The sequence below is a fragment of the Pseudomonas sp. W4I3 genome (assembly GCF_030816195.1).
Classification (GTDB): domain Bacteria; phylum Pseudomonadota; class Gammaproteobacteria; order Pseudomonadales; family Pseudomonadaceae; genus Aquipseudomonas.
Window position 1 is genome coordinate 1029959 of the sequence record NZ_JAUSXS010000001.1, and the last position, 21543, is coordinate 1051501.

Annotated in this window: 21 protein-coding genes, 1 tRNA gene and 1 pseudogene; 12 read left to right on the plus strand and 11 right to left on the minus strand. The window is 60.5% G+C overall.

Translation table 11 applies throughout. The annotated features are described in order from the left end of the window. Positions 1 to 54: 54 nt before the first annotated feature. Positions 55 to 1664, plus strand: a pseudogene (locus QF045_RS04590) (hypothetical protein). An 8-nt stretch (positions 1665 to 1672) separates the two neighbouring features. Here the strand turns inward: QF045_RS04590 and QF045_RS04595 are convergent. The 6 genes from QF045_RS04595 to QF045_RS04620 all read right to left on the minus strand — a co-directional run bounded on the left by QF045_RS04595 (position 1673) and on the right by QF045_RS04620 (position 7572). Continuing rightward, positions 1673 to 2833 carry a Fic family protein gene (locus tag QF045_RS04595; RefSeq protein ID WP_306491231.1) on the minus strand — a complete coding sequence of 387 codons (1161 nt, stop codon included), beginning with the start codon at positions 2831 to 2833 and terminating at the stop codon, positions 1673 to 1675. Positions 2834 to 2999: 166 nt separating this feature from the next. Continuing rightward, complete coding sequence (locus QF045_RS04600; RefSeq protein ID WP_306491232.1) at positions 3000 to 3671, minus strand: hypothetical protein; 672 nt, start codon at positions 3669 to 3671, stop codon at positions 3000 to 3002. 172 nt (positions 3672 to 3843) lie between these two features. Continuing rightward, a tRNA-Phe gene (locus QF045_RS04605) sits at positions 3844 to 3919 on the minus strand. 103 nt (positions 3920 to 4022) lie between these two features. Continuing rightward, positions 4023 to 4295 carry an oxidative damage protection protein gene (locus QF045_RS04610; RefSeq protein WP_306491233.1) on the minus strand — a complete coding sequence of 91 codons (273 nt, stop codon included), beginning with the start codon at positions 4293 to 4295 and terminating at the stop codon, positions 4023 to 4025. After that, a complete protein-coding gene (mutY, locus tag QF045_RS04615; RefSeq protein WP_306491234.1) occupies positions 4292 to 5359 on the minus strand; it encodes an A/G-specific adenine glycosylase in 1068 nt (355 codons plus the stop codon). Before mutY ends, QF045_RS04610 begins: the two co-directional genes overlap by 4 nt. Then, positions 5356 to 7572, minus strand: a complete 2217-nt coding sequence (locus tag QF045_RS04620; protein ID WP_306491235.1) for an AsmA family protein — start codon at positions 7570 to 7572, stop codon at positions 5356 to 5358. Before QF045_RS04620 ends, mutY begins: the two co-directional genes overlap by 4 nt. A 324-nt stretch (positions 7573 to 7896) precedes the next feature. Between QF045_RS04620 and QF045_RS04625 the strand changes: the two genes are divergently transcribed. The 7 genes from QF045_RS04625 (at position 7897) to QF045_RS04655 (ending at position 13759) form a co-directional block, all read left to right on the plus strand. Then, entirely contained in the window at positions 7897 to 9558 is a 1662-nt protein-coding gene (locus QF045_RS04625; RefSeq protein ID WP_306491236.1) for an OFA family MFS transporter, read from the plus strand. Positions 9559 to 9753: 195 nt separating this feature from the next. After that, positions 9754 to 10347 carry an imidazoleglycerol-phosphate dehydratase HisB gene (hisB, locus tag QF045_RS04630; RefSeq protein ID WP_003237513.1) on the plus strand — a complete coding sequence of 198 codons (594 nt, stop codon included), beginning with the start codon at positions 9754 to 9756 and terminating at the stop codon, positions 10345 to 10347. Beyond that, positions 10347 to 10985, plus strand: coding sequence for an imidazole glycerol phosphate synthase subunit HisH (gene hisH, locus QF045_RS04635; protein ID WP_306491237.1), 639 nt, complete (start codon positions 10347 to 10349; stop codon positions 10983 to 10985). Before hisB ends, hisH begins: the two co-directional genes overlap by 1 nt. Beyond that, entirely contained in the window at positions 10986 to 11246 is a 261-nt protein-coding gene (locus QF045_RS04640; RefSeq protein WP_122305409.1) for a DUF2164 domain-containing protein, read from the plus strand. Between the two features lie 90 nt (positions 11247 to 11336). After that, entirely contained in the window at positions 11337 to 12086 is a 750-nt protein-coding gene (hisA, locus tag QF045_RS04645; RefSeq protein ID WP_306491238.1) for a 1-(5-phosphoribosyl)-5-[(5-phosphoribosylamino)methylideneamino]imidazole-4-carboxamide isomerase, read from the plus strand. A 79-nt stretch (positions 12087 to 12165) separates the two neighbouring features. Then, the gene (gene hisF / locus QF045_RS04650; RefSeq protein ID WP_064450246.1) at positions 12166 to 12936 is read left to right on the plus strand and encodes an imidazole glycerol phosphate synthase subunit HisF; all 771 of its coding nucleotides are present in this window, start codon (positions 12166 to 12168) and stop codon (positions 12934 to 12936) included. A 106-nt stretch (positions 12937 to 13042) separates the two neighbouring features. Continuing rightward, positions 13043 to 13759 carry an ABC transporter substrate-binding protein gene (locus tag QF045_RS04655; protein ID WP_306491239.1) on the plus strand — a complete coding sequence of 239 codons (717 nt, stop codon included), beginning with the start codon at positions 13043 to 13045 and terminating at the stop codon, positions 13757 to 13759. A gap of 110 nt (positions 13760 to 13869) precedes the next feature. On the opposite strand, the gene QF045_RS04660 is transcribed toward QF045_RS04655, so the two are convergent. From QF045_RS04660 to gpmI, 4 genes are all read right to left on the minus strand, one after another. Beyond that, a complete protein-coding gene (locus tag QF045_RS04660) occupies positions 13870 to 14643 on the minus strand; it encodes a divergent polysaccharide deacetylase family protein (protein ID WP_306491240.1) in 774 nt (257 codons plus the stop codon). A 1-nt stretch (position 14644) separates the two neighbouring features. Continuing rightward, complete coding sequence (locus QF045_RS04665) at positions 14645 to 15961, minus strand: S41 family peptidase (RefSeq protein WP_306491241.1); 1317 nt, start codon at positions 15959 to 15961, stop codon at positions 14645 to 14647. 30 nt (positions 15962 to 15991) lie between these two features. Continuing rightward, positions 15992 to 17287, minus strand: coding sequence for a murein hydrolase activator EnvC (locus QF045_RS04670; protein WP_306491242.1), 1296 nt, complete (start codon positions 17285 to 17287; stop codon positions 15992 to 15994). Positions 17288 to 17546: 259 nt separating this feature from the next. Beyond that, positions 17547 to 19073, minus strand: coding sequence for a 2,3-bisphosphoglycerate-independent phosphoglycerate mutase (gene gpmI, locus QF045_RS04675; protein WP_306491243.1), 1527 nt, complete (start codon positions 19071 to 19073; stop codon positions 17547 to 17549). A gap of 151 nt (positions 19074 to 19224) precedes the next feature. On the opposite strand from gpmI, the gene QF045_RS04680 reads away from it, so the two are divergent. From QF045_RS04680 to secB, 3 genes are read left to right on the plus strand one after another with little or no spacing between them, the layout of a single operon-like run. Continuing rightward, positions 19225 to 19638, plus strand: a complete 414-nt coding sequence (locus QF045_RS04680; protein ID WP_306491244.1) for a rhodanese-like domain-containing protein — start codon at positions 19225 to 19227, stop codon at positions 19636 to 19638. A gap of 1 nt (position 19639) precedes the next feature. Continuing rightward, positions 19640 to 19894: a glutaredoxin 3 gene (gene grxC, locus QF045_RS04685; RefSeq protein ID WP_306491245.1), complete on the plus strand. Its 255-nt coding sequence runs from the start codon at positions 19640 to 19642 to the stop codon at positions 19892 to 19894. Between the two features lie 34 nt (positions 19895 to 19928). Further along, positions 19929 to 20408: a protein-export chaperone SecB gene (gene secB, locus QF045_RS04690; protein ID WP_012721755.1), complete on the plus strand. Its 480-nt coding sequence runs from the start codon at positions 19929 to 19931 to the stop codon at positions 20406 to 20408. Positions 20409 to 20534: 126 nt separating this feature from the next. On the opposite strand, the gene QF045_RS04695 is transcribed toward secB, so the two are convergent. Then, positions 20535 to 20990 (minus strand): tRNA (cytidine(34)-2'-O)-methyltransferase, encoded by a 456-nt coding sequence (locus QF045_RS04695; RefSeq protein ID WP_306491246.1) that lies wholly within the window; start codon positions 20988 to 20990, stop codon positions 20535 to 20537. Between QF045_RS04695 and QF045_RS04700 the strand changes: the two genes are divergently transcribed. Beyond that, positions 20989 to 21426, plus strand: a complete 438-nt coding sequence (locus QF045_RS04700; protein ID WP_306491247.1) for a hypothetical protein — start codon at positions 20989 to 20991, stop codon at positions 21424 to 21426. The genes QF045_RS04695 and QF045_RS04700 overlap by 2 nt on opposite strands. Positions 21427 to 21543: the final 117 nt, after the last annotated feature.

Sequence of the window (21543 nt, forward strand, 5' to 3'; positions counted from 1 at the left end):
TCAGGCAGGCGGTCGGCACCATAAGCCCGCGCTTCTTACCTGACAGGTCAACCGATGGATCACCGCAGCCGCTTTCGCCTGGAATCCCTGGGTATTTTTCTGATTGCCCTATTGCTGTTCACCTTGGGGATCTGGGACCAACAGCCCCAAGGCTTTGACGGGCGCTGGGCGCTGTTTCTGCAGGAAATGTTTCGCCACGGTGCGAGTCTTTTCCCCACCACCTATGGCCAGCCGTACGCGGATTACCCCGGCACCGCGACCTTCTTCAGCTACGTCTTCGCCCGGTTGTTTGACGCGCCCAACCATCTGGCGAATGTGCTGCCCACCGCGCTCGCGTCGGCAGGGGTGATTGCCCTGATCTATCGCCTGCTGGCGCCGTCCAGCCGGCCGTGGGCATTACTGACGGTGCTGCTGACATTGCTCACCACCCAACTGCTCGAAAAGTCACGCTCGGTGTGCCTGGATCAGATGGTCGCGCTGTTGTGCGTAGGCGCTTTCTACCTGCTGCACAGTGGCGAGCAGTTGGGCTCGCGGTTCAGGCAACTGGCGGTGTTCCCGTTGTTCATCCTGGCCTTTGCGATTCGTGGGCCGCTGGGGTTGATCGAAGTGTGTGGTGTTGCCTGCGTGTACTGGGCGCTGGGCCGGCCGGGCGAGCGCGTCAGGCAGGTACTTATTCACGGGGCTGCCGGGTTGCTGTTGCTGGCGGCGTGCTGGTGGGTACTGATGAAGCTCGCACGAATCAGCGGTGGCGATGCCTTTGCCGATGAGGTGTTCAAGATGCAGGTCGGCGGGCGCCTCGATGAGTCTGGCGAGCCGTTTTACTTCTACTTCCAGCTGAGTTTGTACCGCTACTTCCCGGTGGTGCCGTTGGCGCTGGCTACCTTGATTGCGCTACGTCATCGCTGGGCACAACGTTGGGCCAATGATGAGGTGCAGCTGCTGATACGGCTCGGCGCCTGCGGCCTGATGATTTTGCTCGGCTTGTCAGTGCCGCATTTCAAGCGGTCGCCTATTACATCCTGCCCATGGTGCCGATGTTCGCTGCGGTGGCGGCCTATGGGCTGCTTCAGGCGCAAGGCTGGCTCGTTGGCGTGCGCCGCTGTTACGAAGGGTTGGTTGTGGCGCTGCCGGCGCTGTGCGTGGTGGTGCTGTTTGTGTGTCGGCATGCCTGGCACAAACAGGGTTACTGGCCCGAGGTATCGATGCCGTTGTTGATCGGCGTGCTGATACTTCTGCAGGCAGCGGCGATGGTGGCGTGGCGTCGGACCGCGCGCCTGGTGTGGCTCAGCATGATCGCCCTGGCAGCGCAGTGGCTGTTGTTGGTGACCGTGATCGAGCCAGCCAAGGACCTTCAGTTCGATACCCGGCAGTTCGTCAGCCAAGTGGAAGCGTTGCGCGATGCGCAGCCGGGGCCTTTGGTATTTGTCGACCTCGCCCGAGACACCTGGGCGGTACGCTACATGATGAACCTGGACCACGACGAGCAGCCGTTGTTCGTCGGGCGTAACGAGCTGGAGCTGCTCGCCACATTGCCCCGGCCGTCCTGGGTGATTGTGCCGCGCAAGGACACTGCGCTGTTGAAGGGTTCACCCGTAGAACCGTTGGCGCCGAGCTTTCAGGGGCGGTTGAATGACAATCCGCTGATGGTGTTTTTGCTCAGGTGAGAAGATCTTCAAGCATAGGGCTTATCCAACTGCTCCGGAATGAAGCCCTCCTCGCGTAATGACTTGATGATGCCTCTGATCAAATAATTGTTCGAGAATCCAATTGTGTATTGCCGTGCACTTGGACTGATGGGAAGCAGCATGCCTTGATCAACCAGCTTTTTTATCTGGTAGGTCCGTTGTGCCGCGGACAGTTTCGGCAACGCGTCGGCAATGTCGCTCGATTTGACCACTTTCAGTTGGACTGCCGTGGAGAGAATTCTTTCTTCGAGTGCCGTAATCCATCCTCGCTCTTTTGCAAGTGTGACGGTTGGGGTCAGGATGTGTTTGGTCAAGTAATCATAGTCGGTCAGCTTGCCGACTTTTGCCAATTCATCCTTGATGCCCGCCAGAACATAAGTACACCAAGCTTCAAGGCCCGCTTCTGTTCCGGTATCGGCAGTCGATAGCATCGAGTAGTACTTTTCTCGATCAATACAAAATACAGCGGTAGGGTTTAGAATCCGCCCGCCTGTATTGACATTAAAGCCGTACTTCATCAGAAGTGCGTAGGTCAGCAGGCGCACGACACGACCATTGCCGTTTCCGAAGGGGTGGATCCAGCCGAATCGATGGTGGGCCAGCGCAACTTTCATCAGATCATACTTGGGCGCGTCTTGCTTATTCACAAACCCAACCAGCTCTTGCATGTACCCAGGCACCACCACCGCGTCAGGAGGAAGGTGATCCGATTGGGCGATACGCACTGTGCCTTCACGGTAAGCCCCCGGCGTACGATCACCCTCGCGTGTCAGGCCGTGAACGGTAATTGCGTGAAGCTCTCGGATCGCAAGCTCGGTAAAGGGCGTACCGGGTTGCATGAAGCTTTCAATATATTCCATCGCTTTTTCTATATTCGCGATTTCCCGCAAAGGGTCGGAGCCTTGGGCTGTTCCGTCCACTTTGCTTTCGATGTAATCGGCGAGGGTTGTATGGTTGCCCTCAATACGAGCTGAGCCGAGGCTTTCAAGCGTATGAAATAAATCCTTCAACTGGACGAAGACGGCATGTGGCGTATCCCCGCCCAATTCAAGGCGCCGTAAATGTTCCAGTTCGCTCAGAACGTCAACCAGGCCTGAGTCGAATGAGGGATTCAGTAGCTTGAGCTCATGGTGAACAAACTCGGCCATATCGGAAATATCTCCAGTAGGCTTTCGATTATCTCGAAAAATTAGCGGCCTAGTGCCCGGTTTATAGGTTCTCAGGGCCTGATGAGGGCCTACATTATCTCAAAAGCATTATTCAGATAACTGAAAAACGTTGAGAAATAGTCCGGGCTCCCTAGCCATCTAAAGCTTACTTACAACGAAACCCCTCCGGCATCGTAACCGTGTAGTTACGCTGCACCCGATCCTGAAAATTCAGATTGCGCAGCCCTTGCTCCACCAAAAAGGCTTCCACCTTCGCCGCCTGGCAGTCGTCGTTATAGGACGATGCCCGCAGCAGGTACACCGCGCGCTTGCTCGTTTCATCCCGGGCGGTGGCCCTGAACGTGGTGAGGGTGGTGTAGCCGGTGCGCTCAGAGGTGCCTACAGGGCCGTAGGTGGTGTTTGGGGTGCTGGTGCAGGTCAGCTGGTCGGTTTTCTTTTTGTTCTTCTTGCACTGGGTGGTGGTGCTGTTGGCGACCTGGCCGTATTCGGTGGCGGTATAGCGGTAGGTGACTTGCTTGCTGTCGACGTCCAGGGTGACGGTCATTTTGATCGGTGCGTGGTTTTTGGGCAGGGTGGTGTCGGTGAAGACGTTGCGAAAGCCCTGGTCTTTCATGGCGCTGACCATATCGCGCAGGTAGTAGCGGGCGTTGAGTGCGTTTTCGTCGCTGCCGCCGGTGGATGTCACCAGTACCGTGGCCTGTCGATCGAAGTGGTAGTCGGGGTCCGGCGTTGCGTTGATCGCTACGTCCATTTGCGTGGCGCATCCACTGAGCATTGCGGTCAGTAGTAATAGCGTGCAGAGCGAGAAGCGGGTCATGAAGAAACCTTGCAGCGAGGAATTGGGTAAAGGCTGAACGATTGGGCCCAGCGGAAAATAACCCTTAATCGTCCTGCTGCGACATCGTGACGCCAATAGCTGGGTCGCCATTAAATCGCAGGCAATAAAAAACCCCAAGGAACACATTGTTCCTTGGGGTTTCTCGGTATTTTGGTGCCCAGAGACGGAATCGAACCGCCGACACGGGGATTTTCAATCCCCTGCTCTACCGACTGAGCTATCTGGGCAACGGGGCGCATTAAACGGGTTTTTCAGGGGGTCGTCAAGCAAGTTTTCAAAAAATATTTAATTATTACCGTCGCTTACGTGTCGACCCCGGTTTTTGATCAATTATTGAGCAGGTGGCACGTAACCTTCGGCCTGGGCGTATTCCTCGCCGGAAAAGAACTTGTCCATTTCGCCCTGCAGGTATTTGCGGTCTTCGGCGTTCATCATGTTCAGGCGTTTTTCGTTGATGAGCAGGGTCTGGTGTTTCTGCCAGTCGCCCCAGGCTTTGGCGGAGACGTGGTCGTAGATGTCCTGGCCCTTGGCGCCTGGGTACGGAGGGCGTTCCAGGGCTGGGAGTTCTTCTTTGTACTTGCGGCACATGATGGTGCGGGTCATGACGACTCTCCTGCGTTCAATACTTCAGCCGCGCGCTTCAGCAGTTTTTTCACCGGGGCGGCAAGGCCCAGGCGCGGCGGGGTGGCGAGGTTATACCAGAGCCAGTCGGCCTCGGCCACGTGATGGGCGCTTTCCTCGACCTGGACGAGCCAGGGTTCGATGGCCAGCTGGAAGTGGCTGAAGGTGTGGATCAGCCCCGGCAGTTCCTGATGCTTGCCCAGCGCCAGCGCATGCTGGTTGGCCAGGTGATCCAGGTCACCCAGGTCATCGAGCTCCGGCAGGCTCCACAAGCCGCCCCACAGGCCCGTGGAGGGGCGACGGTAAAGCAGGATCGCGCCCTCGGCATTGGCCAGCATCGGCATCAATGTGCGTTTCTGCGGGACGGCCTTGCGTGGCTTGGGAATCGGGTAGCGTGTTTCCAGGCCGAGCATGTGCGCTTCGCAGCCTTTTTCCAGCGGGCACAGCAGGCAGCTGGGTTTGCTGCGGGTACAAAGGGTGGCGCCCATGTCCATCATCGCCTGGGTGTAGGCGTTGACGCGGTCGTTGGGTGTAAAGCGCTCTGCGGTGGCCCACAGCTGCTTGGCGACCTTGGGCTCGCCCGGGTAGCCCTCTTGCGCGGTAAAGCGTGCCAGCACGCGTTTCACGTTGCCGTCGAGGATCGGCGCGCGCAGGCCCATGCTCAGGCTGGCGATCGCTCCGGCGGTGGACAGGCCGATGCCGGGCAGCTCGGTGAGCTTTTCGACATCCCTGGGAAATTCGCCGCCGTATTCGGCTACCACGATCTTTGCGGTCTTTTGCAGGTTGCGCGCCCGGGTGTAGTAACCCAGGCCGGTCCACAGGTGCAGCACTTCGTCTTCCGGCGCGGCGGCCAGGGCTTCGACCGTCGGCAGGGACGCCATGAACCGGTCGAAGTAGTTGAGCACGGTGCTGACCTGAGTCTGTTGCAGCATGATCTCCGACACCCACACCCGATAAGGCGTGATGCCCTGTTGCCAGGGCAGGTCGTGGCGACCGTGGCGGTCGTACCAGTCGAGTACCGCCGTTGAAAACTGCTCGTCTCTCATCGGTTGAACAGGCCTTTCAATGCGTCTTTGAGCTTTGGATTCACTTTGTCGAGCTTCTCTTCGAGCTTCTCGTTAAGGCGGTTGCCGGCGGCCTTGATGGCGACCTGACCAAGCCCGTCCTTGTCCAGGCGGCAGGCCTTGGCGCCCAGTTCCAGCGGGCCGCGGCAACGCAGCGGCACTTCGATGCCCTGGAAGTTGGCGCCAACTTCGCAGGCCGGGTCGGGTACGTCGCGCTTGTCGCCTTCGACGATGATGCCCACGCGGTAATCCATGCCCAGCACCCGCAAGTCGACATCGCCGTTGCCATTGAGCGTCAGCCCCGGAATGCGCACCTTCAAGTCAGGGTTGCTGGCCACGCCATTGCGCAACGTCAAGTTGCCGCGCAGTTCCTGGAAGGGCGTGTCCTTGCCTTGCGGCGTGGTGCTCAGAGTCTTGCGGTTGAGCAGGGCGATACCGGTACACAGTTGTTGCTCGATGTTGGCATTGAGCAACACACCGTTGTTGATGACGATGCTGGCGGTGCCGTTGAGGCTGTCGATCAGGGCTTTCTGGCTGTTGCCTCGGCCGCTGAGGTTGCTTTCGAGGGTGATCAGGCCCTTGACCGGAGGGGTCTTGCCCTGGGCCTGCAGGATGCGTTCGACAGGCACCTGCTTGATATGGCTTTGCAGCGCCAGCAGCGGGATATCCTGGCGTACGTCGAGGGTGCCGTTGGCCTGGAATGTACCGTTGTAGAGGCCACCGCTGAGGCTGTCGAGCTTGAGCTGGCCGTCGATGCCGGAAGCCTTCAGCACAGCATTCTGGATCGGCAACTGGCTCAGGGTCAGCTGGCCAAAGGCGAGGTCTGCGTTCACATCCAGGCTGCGCAGGCGGGTCAGCGGCAGCAGTTTGTCGGTGCTCCAGGCGCCCTTGGTCGGCGCTTCGGGCAACGGGGTGGTGCCGCCTGCGGCCATTGCACCGGCTTCGCTGCTCTGCACTTGGGCCTCGCGTGCGGCGGTGGCGCCTTTGGCGGCCTCGGATTTGGCCGGCAGGTAGTTGTCGGCGTTGAAGGTGTCGCCCTTGAGTTGTACGCGCAGGGACTGCTTGGCGAAATCGTCCACGGCGACGCGACCGGTGAAGGTGCTGCCGTCGAGTTTCAGGTTCAGATCTTCCAGCGCAACGCTGGTCGGCGTGCCCTGGACGCGGCTGACCAGCTCGACTTTGCTCAGGCTGCCCGGCGCCATGGCCGGCAGAGGGTGACCGATGCTTTCCAGAAACTTGGCCAGGTCGAACTGGGCGACCGACAGCGCACCGCTGATCTGCGGGGTTTTGTCCAGGTCATTGACCCGAAGTTCGCCCAGGGCGCGCAGTTGGTTGGCCGAGAGTTTCAGGTTGGTCCACTCGGCAAAGTTGGCCGCCAGGTCCACCAACACCTGACCCTGGGTGGAGAAGGTCACGGTCTTGCCTTGCAGAGGCTCGCCGGTGGCTTCGCCGCTCAGGCGCATGTCTTCGAACTGGTAGCGCTTGAGCGCGCGCTGGATGCGCAGGTTGCCGTTCAGCTCAGTCTTGAGCCGCATGACCGGCTGGTTGCTACCGAGAAACGCGGTCAGCTTCAGCGGGATGCTGGCGCCTTCGTGGATCGCGCCGGCGCTCAGTTGGATGCTTTCGGCGCTGAACTGCTTGCCGGTCTGTTCGTCGTTGTATTCAACGCGGGCGTTGTTGATGGTCAGGCTGTCGATGTCCAGGCGGATCGGCTGCGGCGGTTTTTCCGGCTTGGTTTCAGCCACAGGCTCGACCGGCGCGGGAGCGGGGGTGCCTGTGGGTTCATCGGGCAGGTTCTTGCCGATGTCTTCCCAGTTGCCGTGGCCGTTCTTGTCGCGGTTGAGCCGCAGGTTCAGGCCCTCGACGCGCACATCGCTCATCTGCACTTCACGGCGCAGCAGCGGCAGCACGCGTACCGACAGGCCGAGCATCTGCAGGTCGGCGAACGGTTGGGTGGGGTTGGTCAGGGTCGCCACCCCGGCTTCGTGCAGCTCCAGGCCCAGCCAGGGGAACAGGCTCCAGCCGATGTCGCCATTGAGCGTCAGCTCGATGTGGGCCTTGTCGCGGGCAATCTGGCGAATTTCTTCTTTGTAGTCGTTGGGATCGAAGAGATGGGTCAGGGCAAAGCCGAGAGCCACAATGATCAGCAACAGCCCGAGAAATACCAGACCCAGGATTTTGCCGAACGCTTTCATGGGCGAGTCCTTGTATGTCGATTTCAAAATTTAGCCGCAGAGTATAACGCCCGACGGCCTGCATCAGTTCGTGGATCGTTACATTGTATCTACGACCGACGAAACAAGATTCTGGCGTCAAAAAAAACAGATTCGCTGAAAAAAGTGATGTCACTTTGGTTTTTCTCGCGTCCGCAAGTGCTAATCTCTGCGCGTTCGTCCGCCTTCTGCGACGTATCGTCGCGCCAAAATGGAGTTTCACCCAAAAAAACGGCCACGCTTTGCGTGCAAGGTCGAGGGGGAGAGCGCCTGACGGACGCATACCAATAACTGGGGGAAACACCAATGAGCACTAGCACTGCGGCCGATATCAGCGCCGCACAGCCTGCGTTCCTGTCCAAGGAACGCATTATCGCCAAGCCCGGCTTCAACCGCTGGCTGGTTCCACCGGCCGCCCTGGCCATCCACCTGTGCATCGGCATGGCCTACGGTTTCTCGGTGTTCTGGTTGCCGTTGTCCAAGGCGCTGGGTATCACCGCACCGGTTGCCTGTGCGCCGGACATGAGCTTTATCGCCCAGGTCTTTTCGTCTCAGTGCGACTGGCCGATCTCCATGCTGGGCTGGATCTACACCCTGTTCTTCATCTTCCTGGGCTGCTCGGCAGCGATCTGGGGCGGTTGGCTGGAACACGCCGGGCCACGCAAGGCTGGCGTTGTATCGGCACTGTGCTGGTGCGGTGGCCTGCTGATCTCGGCATTGGGCATCTATACCCACCAGATCTGGCTGATGTGGATCGGCTCCGGCGTCATCGGCGGTATTGGCCTCGGTCTGGGCTATATCTCGCCGGTATCGACGCTGATCAAGTGGTTCCCGGACAAGCGCGGCATGGCCACCGGCATGGCGATCATGGGTTTTGGTGGCGGCGCGATGGTCGGTGCTCCGCTGGCCGCAGCGCTGATGGGCCACTTCGCTTCGCCAACCAGCGTGGGTGTATGGCAGAGCTTCCTGGTCATGGCCGCGATTTATTTCGTGTTCATGATCGGCGGCGCACTCTCGTACCGCGTTCCACCGACCGGCTGGAAGCCTGAGGGCTGGACCGCGCCGGCGAAAAAAGCCAGCAACGCGATGATCACGCACCGCCATGTGCATGTGAACGTAGCGTGGAAAACCCCGCAATTCCGTCTGGTCTGGCTGGTGCTGTGCCTGAACGTGTCGGCCGGTATCGGCATTCTCGGCATGGCGTCGCCGCTGTTGCAGGAAGTGTTCGGTGGCAAGCTGCTGGGTGTGGACGTGCCGTTTGGTCAACTGGATGCCGGGCAACTGGCGTCGATTGCTGCCATCGCCGCAGGCTTCACCGGGCTGTTGAGCCTGTTCAACATCGGTGGCCGGTTCTTCTGGGCGTCGTTCTCCGATTACCTGGGGCGTAAAAATACCTACTTCGTGTTCTTCGCCCTGGGCTTTGCCCTGTATGCGCTGATCCCGAATCTGGGGCACCTGGGCAACGTGGCGCTGTTCGTGGCGGCGTTCTGCGTCATCCTGTCGATGTACGGCGGTGGTTTTGCGACGGTCCCGGCTTACCTGGCCGACCTGTTCGGTACGCAAATGGTCGGCGCGATCCATGGTCGTCTGCTCACCGCATGGGCTGCGGCCGGCGTGCTGGGCCCTGTGCTGGTGAACTACCTGCGTGAATATCAGCTGAGCATCGGCGTCGAACGCGCCGCGGCCTACGACATCACCCTGTACATCCTCGCAGGCCTGTTGGTGCTGGGCTTCATCTGCAACCTGCTGGTGCGCCCGGTGGCCGACAAGTACTTCATGACCGACGCGGAACTTGCCGCCGAACAGGCGCTGGGCCATGACAAAGGCGCTGATGCGTCCACCGTACTTGAGTGGAAAGCCTCCGCCGGCAGCAAGCCATTGGCGGTTGCGGCCTGGCTGGTGGTGGGTATTCCGCTGGCGTGGGGTGTGTGGGTGACCCTGCAGAAGACGGCTGTACTGTTCCACTAACACTGCAAAACCCTTGTGGGAGGGAGCAAGCCCCCTCCCACATTGGATACTCAGCGCTTGCCAAGGCTGGGTTCCACTTGTATGCACATGTCTATCCCCGACACTCCATCAGTCTTATCCCCTCCGATGTTTCTGTTTAGCGCCCGCGCCCCTATAATGGCTGCCTTTTTCGCCCAATGATTTGCGGAGCTGGTGATGGTCGAACGTATGGCGTCCGTCGAGCGCGACACTCTGGAAACCCAGATCAAAGCCTCGATCAACCTGGATGGCACCGGAAAGGCCCGATTTGATATCGGTGTGCCTTTTCTTGAGCACATGCTGGACCAGATCGCCCGTCACGGGCTGATCGACTTGGATATCGTCAGCAAGGGCGACCTGCATATCGACGACCACCACACGGTGGAAGACGTAGGCATCACCCTAGGCCAGGCATTTGCCAAGGCCATCGGCGACAAAAAAGGCATCCGTCGCTACGGCCACGCCTATGTGCCGCTGGACGAAGCGCTGTCGCGCGTAGTCATCGACTTCTCCGGCCGCCCAGGCCTGCAGATGCACGTGCCCTACACCCGCGCCACTGTGGGCGGCTTCGATGTCGACCTGTTCCAGGAATTCTTCCAGGGCTTCGTCAACCACGCACTCGTCAGCCTGCACATCGACAACCTGCGCGGCACCAACACCCACCACCAGATCGAAACCGTGTTCAAGGCCTTCGGCCGCGCGCTGCGCATGGCCGTCGAGCTGGATGACCGCATGGCCGGGCAAATGCCGTCGACCAAGGGCGTCCTGTAATGCAGACGGTCGCGGTTATCGATTACGGCATGGGTAACCTGCACTCGGTGGCCAAGGCCCTCGAACACGTAGGTGCCGGCAAGGTGCTGATCACCAGCGATGCCAGCGTGATTCGCGAAGCCGACCGAGTGGTGTTTCCCGGCGTCGGTGCGATTCGCGACTGCATGGCCGAGATCCGCCGCCTGGGCTTTGACAGCCTGGTGCGCGAAGTCAGCCAGGACCGCCCGTTCCTCGGCATCTGCGTGGGCATGCAAGCTTTGCTCGACAGCAGTGAAGAGAACGACGGCGTTGACTGCATCGGCCTGTTCCCAGGCCAGGTGAAGTTCTTTGGCAAGGACCTGCACGAAGACGGCGCGCACCTGAAAGTCCCGCACATGGGCTGGAACGAAGTGCGCCAGAGCATGGATCACCCACTGTGGCACGAAGTGCCGGACATGGCGCGCTTCTACTTCGTGCACAGCTACTACATTGCCGCCGGTCAACCGGAGCAGGTAGTGGGTGGCGGGCACTACGGAGTCGACTTCGCGGCTGCGCTGGCCGACGGTTCGCGGTTTGCCGTGCAGTTCCACCCGGAGAAGAGCCATACCCATGGCCTGCAATTGCTGCAGAACTTCGCCGCGTGGGATGGTCGCTGGTAAATGGCCAAGAAGCCCAAGCCGCCCATCTTGAACCTCACGCCCGAGCAGGAGCGTGAGGCTACCGACAAGATCAAGCGCTTCATGGAAGACCGCTTCGAGCTCAAGCTGGGCTCGTTCGAAGTCGCCGAGATTCTTGAGCTGTTCACCACCGAAGTGGCGCCGCACTATTACAACAGGGCGATTTTCGATACGCAGACGCTCCTTAAAGAAAGGTTCGAAAGTATCGAAAGCGACTTGTGGTCGCTTGAAAAGAGCAGCTGAAAGCTTCAAGCCCCAAGCTGCAAGAATTGGTACGCGTGCTTGCTTGCAGCTAATAGCTTGCAGCTTGCAACTCTTTGACGAAGGAAAAGCATGCTCATTATCCCCGCTATCGATCTCAAGGACGGCGCCTGCGTCCGTCTGCGCCAAGGCCGCATGGAAGATTCCACCGTGTTCTCCGATGACCCGGTGAGCATGGCCGCCAAATGGGTGGAAGGGGGCTGCCGTCGTCTGCATCTGGTTGACCTGAACGGCGCCTTCGAAGGCCAGCCGGTCAACGGCGAGGTGGTCACCGCCATCGCCAAGCGCTACCCGAACCTGCCGATCCAGATCGGCGGCGGCATCCGCTCCCTGGAAACCATCGAGCACTACGTCAAGGCTGGCGTGAGCTACGTGATCATCGGCACCAAGGCCGTGAAAGACCCGGCGTTTGTCGCCGAAGCCTGCCGCGCCTTCCCCGGCAAGGTCATCGTGGGCCTGGACGCCAAGGATGGTTTCGTCGCCACCGACGGTTGGGCTGAAATCAGCACCATCCAAGTGATCGACCTGGCCAAGCAGTTCGAAGCCGACGGCGTGTCCGCCATCGTTTATACCGACATCGCCAAAGACGGCATGATGCAGGGCTGCAACGTGCCGTTCACCGCAGCGCTGGCTGCGGCAACGAAGATTCCGGTGATCGCTTCCGGTGGCATCCACAACCTGGGCGACATCAAGTCGCTGCTGGACGCCAAGGCGCCTGGGATCATCGGTGCCATTACGGGCCGCGCGATCTACGAGGGCACGCTGGATGTGTCCGAGGCTCAGGCCTTGTGTGATGGCTACGCGGCCAGCTCCAAGTCGTAAGCCGCAAGCTGCAAGTAAAAGCAGACCTGCTTCAACTTGCAGCTTGTAGCTTAAAGCTTCTTAATCGGAGATTAAGTCTATGGCTTTAGCCAGACGCATCATCCCTTGCCTGGACGTCGACAACGGTCGCGTGGTCAAGGGCGTCAAGTTCGAGAACATCCGTGACGCCGGCGACCCGGTGGAAATCGCCCGTCGCTACGATGAGCAAGGTGCCGACGAGATTACCTTTCTCGACATCACCGCCAGCGTCGACGGTCGCGACACCACGCTGCACACCGTGGAGCGCATGGCCAGCCAGGTATTCATTCCGCTGACCGTGGGCGGCGGCGTGCGCACCGTGCAGGACATCCGCAACCTGCTCAATGCCGGCGCGGACAAGGTCTCGATCAACACCGCCGCAGTGTTCAACCCGGAATTCGTCGGCGAGGCCGCGCAGCACTTCGGCTCGCAATGCATCGTCGTTGCCATCGACGCCAAGAAGGTCTCCGGCCCTGGCGAAACCCCGCGCTGGGAAATCTTCACCCATGGCGGGCGCAAGCCCACCGGCCTGGATGCGGTGGAGTGGGCGATGAAGATGGAAGGCCTGGGCGCCGGTGAAATCCTGCTGACCAGCATGGACCAGGACGGCATGAAAAACGGCTTCGACCTGGGCGTGACGCGGGCCATCAGCGACGCGCTGGGCATCCCGGTGATCGCCTCAGGCGGTGTCGGCAACCTGCAGCACTTGGCCGACGGCGTTATTGAAGGCCATGCCAGTGCGGTACTGGCGGCGAGTATTTTCCACTTCGGCGAATACACCGTCCCCGAGGCCAAGGCCTACATGGCAGCGCGCGGGATCGTCGTTCGCTAAACGTTGCTGGACACCATGGCAGGCTCGCGGCACTCTCTGCGCTTGCCATGGATTCCGGTAGCCTTCATGTTTCAAACACCTGCTGCTCGCCCTCGCCAGTTCCTCCATGCTCATGGTGGCTACGGCACACGCCGAAGAACCGTCTGACGCCGCCCTGGTGTTGCTGACGGAAAATTTCCCGCCCTACAACATGGCGAAAAACGGCAAGAACTTCGCCAAGGACGAGAACATCGAAGGCATCGCCGTGGACATCGTGCGTGAAACCTTCAAGCGCGCCGGCATTTCCTACAACCTCACGTTGCGTTTTCCCTGGGAGCGAATCTACAAGCTCGCCCTGGAAAAGCCGGGCTATGGCGTGTTCGTCATGGCGCGCTTGCCGGATCGTGAAGCGTTGTTCAAATGGGTAGGCCCGATCGGCCCGGATGATTGGGTGCTGCTGGCCAAGGCCGACAGCAAGATCCAGCTCGACAGCCTTGAGCGCGCCCAGCGCTACAAGATCGGCGCTTACAAGGGCGATGCGATTGCCCAGACGCTGGAGAAGCAGGGGCTCAACCCGGTGGTCGCCCTGCGCGACCAGGACAACGCGAACAAGCTCATGGATGGCCAGATCGACCTGTGGGCCACCGGCGATCCCGCCGGGCGGTACTTGGCGCGGCAGGTAGGCGTGACCGGGCTCAAGACGGTGTTGCGGTTCAACAGTGCGCAGCTTTACTTGGCGTTGAACAAGGATGTGCCGGATGAGCTGGTTGCCAAGCTCCAGGCGGCGCTGGATGAGTTACGCAAGAGCGGTCGCGTGGACGAAATCATGGCGCAATACCTGTAGGAGCGAGCTTGCTCGCGAAAGACGTCAACGATGACGCGAGCCTCCTGGGTGTACGCGGCGGTCTCGGGTTTTTCGCGAGCAAGCTCGCTCCTACAGGGTAGGAAGGGCCGTCAGCGATAGATGCCGTTTTTGCCGTGGGCACTCATGGCCCGGTTGCTGCGCACACTGATCATTAATTTGATATCAATCCAGTCGACACCCTGCGCCTTTAGCTTGGGCAGCTCGCGCTCGAGCACTGCCAGGGTCTGTGGATAAGGATGCCCGATCATCACCGCTGACCCCTGCGTGTGCGCCAGCTTGATCGCGGTTTGCAGTTGGGTAGTAATTGCCGCCTCGGTGCGTTCGTCATCGAGGAATACATCTCGCGAGACATGGGCCAGGCCAATCTTCTGCGCCTCGGCTGCAGCGACCGTTTGGGCGCTGGTACGGCTGTCCACAAAGAACTTGTGGCGCCGCTGCAGCTCGCCCATCAACCACGCCATCGCGGCCGGCTGCGCGGTCATGCGGCTGCCCATGTGGTTGTTGATGCCGGCCGTGTAGGGCACGGCCTCGAACGCAGCGTCCAGGCGCTTGCCCAGTTCTTCAATGGAAAGCTCGGGGTGCCAGGCAAAAGGACCGGTGGCCGGGTCCATGGGCATGTGCAGGATGACGATCTTGCCGGCCTTGTGGGCTTCACGGGCAAATTCGGCGGCGTGGGGGGTGTCGGGCATGATCGCGGTGGTGACCGGCCCAGGCAGGGCCAGTACGCGACGGTCCCGGGGGAGGTTTTGCCCCAGGTCGTCGATGATCAGCGTGAGGTAGGCTTTGTGCGGCGCACTGGCCGGGTTCGCTTGCGCGAATCCGGCCAGGCTGCACAGCACAGCGATAATCAGCGCAACACGCATATCAACGGCTGCGCGTGATGCTCAGGCCCTTGAGCAGGCTGAGTGCCTGGGCCAGCTGGTAATCGTCGTCCTGTGGCATCGGTTTGGCTTTGGCGCCGCTGCCGGTCGGCTGGTCGGCACCGCCGTTGCCATTGCCCAGGTGGCCTTGCAGATCGGCTTCCTTGTAGTACTCGCTGTCGATCTCGTTGGTGATCTTGGCCTTGCGCACTTCGATGTCCGGCACGATGCCCTGGGCCTGGATCGAGCGACCATTGGGTGTGTAGTACAGCGCCGTGGTGATCTTCAGCGCGCGCTCGTTATTGAGCGGCAACACCGTTTGCACCGAACCTTTGCCGAAGCTGGTGGTGCCCATCAGCACGCCGCGCTTCTGGTCCTGCAGGGCGCCGGCGACGATCTCCGACGCCGAGGCGCTGCCGCCGTTGATCAGCACGGCCAGCGGCACGTTTTCGCTGAGGTCGTTGCCGGTGGCCGAGAAGCGCAGCTCGGAATTGGCGATCCGGCCTTTGGTGTAAACGATCAGGCCCTTGGTGATGAAGTGATCGACCACTTCCACCGCCGACTGCAACACGCCGCCTGGGTTGTTACGCAGGTCGAGCACAATGCCGTTGAGCTTCTTGCCGTTGTCTTTGCGCAGCTTGGCCAAGGCCTTGGCCACTTCGTCGCCGGTCTTGACCTGGAACTGGGTGATGCGGATGTAACCGTAGCCCGACTCCAGCAGCTGGCTCTTCACACTCTTGACCACGATGGTGGAGCGGGTCAGGGTCACGTCGAACGGGTTGCCGCCGTCGCGCACCAGGGTCAGGGTGATTTTCTGGCCGATCTTGCCGCGCATCTTGTCGACGGCTTCGGTCATGGTTTGGCCGCGGGTCGGCTGGCCGTTGATCTTGACGATAAAGTCACCCGCCTGGATGCCTGCCTTGGATGCAGGGGTGTCGTCGATTGGCGAGACCACCTTGATGTTGCCGTCTTCGGAACCGACCTCAATGCCCAGGCCACCGAATTCACCGCTGGTGCTTTCCTGCAGTTCAGCGAAGTCTTCCGGGCCCAGGTAGGCCGAATGCGGGTCAAGGTTGCTGAGCATGCCCTTGATGGCATTTTCCAGCAGGGTCTTGTCGTCCACGGGTTCGACATAGGCTGCCTTGATCCGGTCCATGACCTCGGCAAAGGTGCGCAGTTCGTCCAGCGGCAACGGTGCCTTGGTGGTCGCGGCAGAGGCGGCGGGTGCAGCCGGTGCGGCCTGGTCGGCAAAAGCCAGAGGCGCGCCGATCACCAGGGCGATCGTCAGGGCCAGCGAAGTGAGGCGGGACAAATGCAGCATGTCGAACGAACTCCTAATGTAGATGCGACCCTATCCTTGGGATCGGCACCATTGTGCGGGATCGCTCGGGCGACCCTGCTGACGAATAGCGAAGTACAGCGCCGGCGTGTCCTGGCCACCACTGTTACCGACAGTGGAGATGGATTCACCGGCTTTTACCACATCACCTGCCGACTTGAGTAACGTCTGATTGTGGCCATAAAGGCTCAAATAGCCATTACCGTGGTCAAGAATTACCAGCAAACCGGCGCCGCGCAACCAATCGGCAAACACCACGCGTCCGCCGTGCACGGCGTGAACCTGGCTGCCGGCAGAGGCGCTGATCATCACCCCGTCCCATTTGGCGCGGGTGTCATCGCCACGGGTTTCCCCAAAGCGTGCCAGCAGTCGACCATCAACCGGCCATGGAAGTTTTCCGCGGGCTGAAGCAAAAGGCCCACCGAACGACTCGCCGCTGCTGGAAACCAGTGGGCCAGGCGCTGCATGTGCCGGTTTGCGGGGCGCAGGGGCATCGCTGGTGGCAGCCAATTCGGCCTCACGCTGGCGCTTTTTTTCGGCTTCCTGCTGGGCGATCAGCGCTTTTTGCCGCGCTTCTTCGGCCTCGCGTGCCTGGCGAGCCAGGGTTTCTTCGATCGTCTTGAGCACTTTGGCCAAGTCGGCCTGGTCCTGCTCGCGGGCTTGCAGCTTGGCGTCGCGGGCTTTCACGTCGTCGTTGAGCTTGGCCAGAGCCTGCTGGCGCTCCTTGCGGACTTTATCGAGTTCGTTGCGCTGGGTGTCGAGTGCGGTTTTCTGGTCGAGCAGCTGTGCCTGCTGATCATTGATCTCCTGTTCGACATTGGCCAACTGGCGCAGCGTCTCGTTGAAGCCCTTCAATTGCGACAGGCGCGCCTGGCTCAGGTAATCGTAGTAGGTGAGGGTGCGGGCAAATTTTTCCGGGTTCTGCTGGTTGAGCAGCAGCTTGAGGTATTCCTGGCGGCCGCTCTGGTAGGCGGCGCGGGCCTGAATCGCGATCAGGCGTTGCTGCTCAACGCGTGCGCTCTGGAGTTTTTTTTTCTCAGCGTCGAGTCGCTCCAGTTCCGACTCGCTCTTCTTTAGTTCTTTTTGCAGCTCCTGGACCTGCTTCTCCAGCTTGCCCATTTCGGTTTCCGTGCCGCGCAGGTCTTTCTGCACGCCGGATTTTTCTTCCTGGAGCTTGCCGAGCAGTTTCTTCAGCTCGGTAATGTCCTGACGCGTAGCGTCCAGCTGTTGTTGGGTTTGTGCGCGCTCATCGGCAAACGCCGGTTGGAGCAGGCAGACAAAAGCAAGGGTAATCAAGGCGCGAAGCATAGAGGCGGGCGACACCAGGGGAAAGGGACGGCCTAGTATGCCCGCCAAGCGCTGCAAAAAAAACGCCCAATTGGGGCTGGCGGGCAAGTTAGTCGCCGAGTGGCGGTGGTATGGCAAAAAGACATCTACCAGACAGCGCAAGGCTAATGTGGGAGGGGGCTTGCCCCCGACAGCGGTGGACCAGTCACATAAGTGTTGACTGACACTCCGTCATCGGGGGCAAGCCCCCTCCCACATTGGATCTACAGTGTTGTTTAGATCAGACCAGGATTGAAGTGCCAGTCATTTCCTTCGGCTTTTCCAGCCCCATCAACATCAGTATGGTCGGCGCCACATCCGCCAGTACACCGCCGTTGCGCACCTTGAAGTCACGCTTGCCGACGTAAATGAACGGCACCGGCTCGGTGGTGTGCGCGGTATGCGCCTGACCGGTGGATTCATCGGACATCTGCTCGCAGTTGCCGTGGTCTGCCGTGATCAGCGCTTCGCCACCGACTTTGTCCAGGGCATCGACGATACGGCCAACGCACAGGTCCAGGCATTCCACGGCCTTGACCGCCGCTTCCAGGTTGCCGCTGTGACCGACCATATCGCCGTTGGCGTAGTTGACCACGATCACGTCATAACGCTGATGCTCGATGGCGTCGACGATCTTGTCGGTGACTTCCGGTGCGCTCATTTCCGGCTGCAGGTCGTAGGTGGCGACTTTGGGCGATGGGATCAGGATGCGCTCTTCGCCGGGGAACGGTTCTTCACGCCCGCCGGAGAAGAAGAAGGTCACGTGGGCGTATTTTTCGGTTTCGGCAATGCGCAGTTGGGTCTTGCCGTTCTTCGCCAGGTAATCGCCCAGTACGTTTTCCAGGCTGCCCGGGGCGAAAGCCGATGGGGCCGGGATATTGGCGGCGTATTGGGTCAGCATGACGAACTCGACTTTCGGCTGGCGCGCGCGTTCGAAGTCCTTGAAGCCGTCGTCGACAAACACATGGCTCAGCTCGCGAGCGCGGTCGGCGCGGAAGTTCATGAACACCACGGCGTCGCCGTCTTCAACCTTTACCGGCTCGCCGATGGTGGTGGCTTTGACGAACTCATCGCTCTCGCCACGGGCATACGCGGCTTCCAGGCCCTGCTGGGCGGTGGCGGCGTTGAATTCGGCCTGGCCGTCGACGATCAGGTTGTAGGCTTGGGCCACGCGGTCCCAGCGATTGTCGCGGTCCATGGCGAAGTAGCGGCCGACGATGCTGGCGATACGGCCCTTGCCCAGGGCGGCGAAGGTGGCATCGAGCAGTTCGATGGACGACTGCGCGCTTTTGGGCGGGGTATCGCGGCCATCAAGGAAGGCATGCAGGTAGATCTTGTCGGCGCCGCGCTTGAAGGCCAGTTCGGCCATGGCGACCAGATGGTCCTGGTGGCTGTGCACGCCGCCCTCGGACAGCAGGCCCATCAAGTGCACGGCCTTGCCGGCGGCGACTGCTTTATCCACCGCCGCGCAGATGTTCGGGTTCTCGAAGAACTCGCCATCGCGGATCGCTTTGGTCACGCGGGTGAAGTCTTGATATACCACTCGTCCGGCGCCGAGGTTCATGTGGCCGACCTCGGAGTTGCCCATCTGGCCGTCCGGCAGGCCCACGTCCATGCCGGAACCGGAGATCAGGCCGTTGGGCACGGTGGCGGTGAGGCGGTCCAGCACGGGCTTGCGCGCTGCGTACACGGCGTTGTCGTGGTGGCTTTCACTGTGTCCGAAGCCATCGAGAATTATCAGGACCAAAGGTTTAGGCGTGGTAGTCATAGATCCTCTCGCGGCGGTAATAAAGGAAGACAATGGAAAAGGGAGTGGCAGTTTAAAGCGAAGTTCCAACCGCGTCACCGCTTTACGGGGGTTGGCCGCCCCTGACGGCTGTGTATACTTACCGCCATTTTAACGCCCTGGAACCTCCTTGATGGTTGATCACCTGATTGCATTTGCCACTGCCCACTATCTGCTCGTGGGTGCCTTCGTCATCCTGCTGGCGCTGCTGATCGCTCACGAATTGAGCCGTGGTGGCCGCAGCTTGAGCACTTCGGAGCTGACCGCGCTGGTCAACAAGGATGAGGCCGTTGTCGTGGATATCCGCCCGGCCAAGGATTTCGCCGCCGGCCACATCGTTGGCGCGCTGAACATTCCCCAGGACAAGCTGATGGCGCGCCTGGGCGAGCTGGAAAAGCACAAGGCCAAGACCATCATTCTGGTCGACGCCCAAGGCCAGCATTCCGGCACGCACGCTCGCGAAATGCTCAAGTCCGGCTTCACCGCCGCCAAACTGTCCGGCGGTATCGGCAGCTGGAAAGCCGATAACCTGCCGCTGGTGAAGTGACATGAGCCAGGTTGTCGTGTATTCCAGCGATTATTGCCCTTATTGCATCCGAGCCAAGCAGTTGCTCCAGAGCAAGAAGGTCGCCTTCGAAGAGATCAAAGTCGATGGCAAGCCTCAAGTGCGCGCCGAAATGGCCCAGAAAGCCGGCCGCACATCGGTCCCGCAAATCTGGATCGGCGCCAGGCATATCGGTGGCTGCGATGACCTGTTCGCTCTGGAACGCGCCGGTAAACTTGATGCGCTGCTGTCCGCCTAACCCCTAAAAGCCCCAAGATAAAGAAGGATCTGCGATGACTGATCAACAGAACACCGAAGCAGCAGAAGCTCAAGGCCCACAGTTTTCGCTGCAGCGCATCTACGTGCGTGACCTGTCGTTCGAAGCGCCGAAAAGCCCGGCCATCTTCCGCCAGGAGTGGACCCCAAGCGTCGCGCTGGACCTGAACACCCGTCAAAAAGCCCTGGAAGGTGACTTCCACGAAGTCGTGCTGACCCTGTCGGTCACCGTCAAGAACGGCGAAGAAGTGGCCTTCATCGCTGAAGTGCAACAGGCCGGTATTTTCCTGATCCAGGGCCTGGACGAAGCGTCCATGAGCCACACCCTGGGCGCGTTCTGCCCGAACATCCTGTTCCCGTACGCGCGTGAGACCCTGGACAGCCTGGTCACCCGTGGCTCGTTCCCGGCGCTGATGCTGGCGCCGGTGAACTTCGATGCCCTATACGCGCAAGAGCTGCAGCGCATGCAACAGGAAGGTTCGTCGACGGTTCAGTAATCTCGAACCCGATGCACAACCCAATGTGGGAGGGGGCTTGCTCCCGATAGCAGGGTGTCAGTCACTGTATCTGTGACTGACCCTCCGCTATCGGGGGCAAGCCCCCTCCCACATTTGTTCTGTGTGTTACTTGAATCCGAGTTGGCGCCAGCCTTCGTAGACGGCCACGGCGACGGTGTTGGACAGGTTCAGGCTGCGGCAGCCTTCACGCATCGGCAGGCGCAGGCGCTGGCCGTCGGGCAATGCGTCAAGCACCTCGGCCGGCAGGCCCCGGCTCTCCGGGCCGAACAGAAACGCGTCGCCCTCGGCAAAGCTGGCATCGTGAAACGGTCGCGAGCCCTTGGTGGTGAACGCGAACAAGCGTGGGTGGCCCAGGCTTTCCAGGCAATTGGCCAGGTCGGCATGGCGCTGCAGGGTGGCGTACTCGTGGTAGTCCAGCCCGGCGCGGCGCAGGCGTTTGTCGTCCATGTCGAAACCCAGCGGCTCGATCAAATGCAGGTGGCAGCCACTGTTGGCGCACAGCCTGATAACGTTGCCGGTATTCGGCGGAATTTCTGGTTGAAAAAGGATGACGTGAAACATGCACGGCTCCGAAGGTAAAGATGCGCTGCATTCTACCCCCGAAGAGGACCCAAGGCCGAAGCTATTGCCGCGGGTGCTCGGTTCATTAGCGATTGTCGGGCTGATGGTGGGCTTGATGATCGGTCGCTTGACCACGCCCGAGCCGGTCGAGCTGCAACAGGTGGAACCTGCGGTGGACGGTTTGGTGGTGTGGTTCAACAGCGAGCCCAAGCTGCACGGCGAGCATATCGACGGCACCGTGGCGCTGCTGTTCGACGCGCAGGGCAAGGCTGCCGGTGGGCAATTGAAGGTCAACGACAAGGACGTGAACTGGCGCATCCGCAAGACCGACGGCGGCTTGCTGCTGAACCTGGTAGCGGCCCGGCCATTGCGTGGAGAGTGGAAGGGCGAAGAGGTCGATGACCGCTGGCGGCTGGAGATCCATCTCCAGGAGTAATAAAAGAGGGAGTTCCCGGCCTGCCTGTACCAGGGCTCCCAAAACGGGGTGAAGCCAAAGGCTTCGGTGTTAAAGAGGGGATTCTCGGCCTGCCTGTACCAAGGTCCCCGAAACTGG

Excerpts from the sequence above, each read along its gene's own strand:
- QF045_RS04680 (WP_306491244.1), top strand. The coding sequence starts at position 19,225 with ATGGTTGATCACCTGATTGCATTTGCCACTGCCCACTATCTGCTCGTG.
- QF045_RS04620 (WP_306491235.1), bottom strand. The coding sequence starts at position 7,572 with ATGAAAGCGTTCGGCAAAATCCTGGGTCTGGTATTTCTCGGGCTGTTG.
- QF045_RS04695 (WP_306491246.1), bottom strand. The coding sequence starts at position 20,990 with ATGTTTCACGTCATCCTTTTTCAACCAGAAATTCCGCCGAATACCGGC.
- mutY (WP_306491234.1), bottom strand. The coding sequence starts at position 5,359 with ATGAGAGACGAGCAGTTTTCAACGGCGGTACTCGACTGGTACGACCGC.
- gpmI (WP_306491243.1), bottom strand. The coding sequence starts at position 19,073 with ATGACTACCACGCCTAAACCTTTGGTCCTGATAATTCTCGATGGCTTC.
- hisF (WP_064450246.1), top strand. The coding sequence starts at position 12,166 with ATGGCTTTAGCCAGACGCATCATCCCTTGCCTGGACGTCGACAACGGT.
- secB (WP_012721755.1), top strand. The coding sequence starts at position 19,929 with ATGACTGATCAACAGAACACCGAAGCAGCAGAAGCTCAAGGCCCACAG.
- hisB (WP_003237513.1), top strand. The coding sequence starts at position 9,754 with ATGGTCGAACGTATGGCGTCCGTCGAGCGCGACACTCTGGAAACCCAG.
- grxC (WP_306491245.1), top strand. The coding sequence starts at position 19,640 with ATGAGCCAGGTTGTCGTGTATTCCAGCGATTATTGCCCTTATTGCATC.
- QF045_RS04625 (WP_306491236.1), top strand. The coding sequence starts at position 7,897 with ATGAGCACTAGCACTGCGGCCGATATCAGCGCCGCACAGCCTGCGTTC.
- hisH (WP_306491237.1), top strand. The coding sequence starts at position 10,347 with ATGCAGACGGTCGCGGTTATCGATTACGGCATGGGTAACCTGCACTCG.
- QF045_RS04655 (WP_306491239.1), top strand. The coding sequence starts at position 13,043 with ATGCTCATGGTGGCTACGGCACACGCCGAAGAACCGTCTGACGCCGCC.
- QF045_RS04610 (WP_306491233.1), bottom strand. The coding sequence starts at position 4,295 with ATGACCCGCACCATCATGTGCCGCAAGTACAAAGAAGAACTCCCAGCC.
- QF045_RS04600 (WP_306491232.1), bottom strand. The coding sequence starts at position 3,671 with ATGACCCGCTTCTCGCTCTGCACGCTATTACTACTGACCGCAATGCTC.
- QF045_RS04660 (WP_306491240.1), bottom strand. The coding sequence starts at position 14,643 with ATGCGTGTTGCGCTGATTATCGCTGTGCTGTGCAGCCTGGCCGGATTC.
- hisA (WP_306491238.1), top strand. The coding sequence starts at position 11,337 with ATGCTCATTATCCCCGCTATCGATCTCAAGGACGGCGCCTGCGTCCGT.
- QF045_RS04595 (WP_306491231.1), bottom strand. The coding sequence starts at position 2,833 with ATGGCCGAGTTTGTTCACCATGAGCTCAAGCTACTGAATCCCTCATTC.
- QF045_RS04640 (WP_122305409.1), top strand. The coding sequence starts at position 10,986 with ATGGCCAAGAAGCCCAAGCCGCCCATCTTGAACCTCACGCCCGAGCAG.
- QF045_RS04700 (WP_306491247.1), top strand. The coding sequence starts at position 20,989 with ATGCACGGCTCCGAAGGTAAAGATGCGCTGCATTCTACCCCCGAAGAG.
- QF045_RS04670 (WP_306491242.1), bottom strand. The coding sequence starts at position 17,287 with ATGCTTCGCGCCTTGATTACCCTTGCTTTTGTCTGCCTGCTCCAACCG.
- QF045_RS04665 (WP_306491241.1), bottom strand. The coding sequence starts at position 15,961 with ATGCTGCATTTGTCCCGCCTCACTTCGCTGGCCCTGACGATCGCCCTG.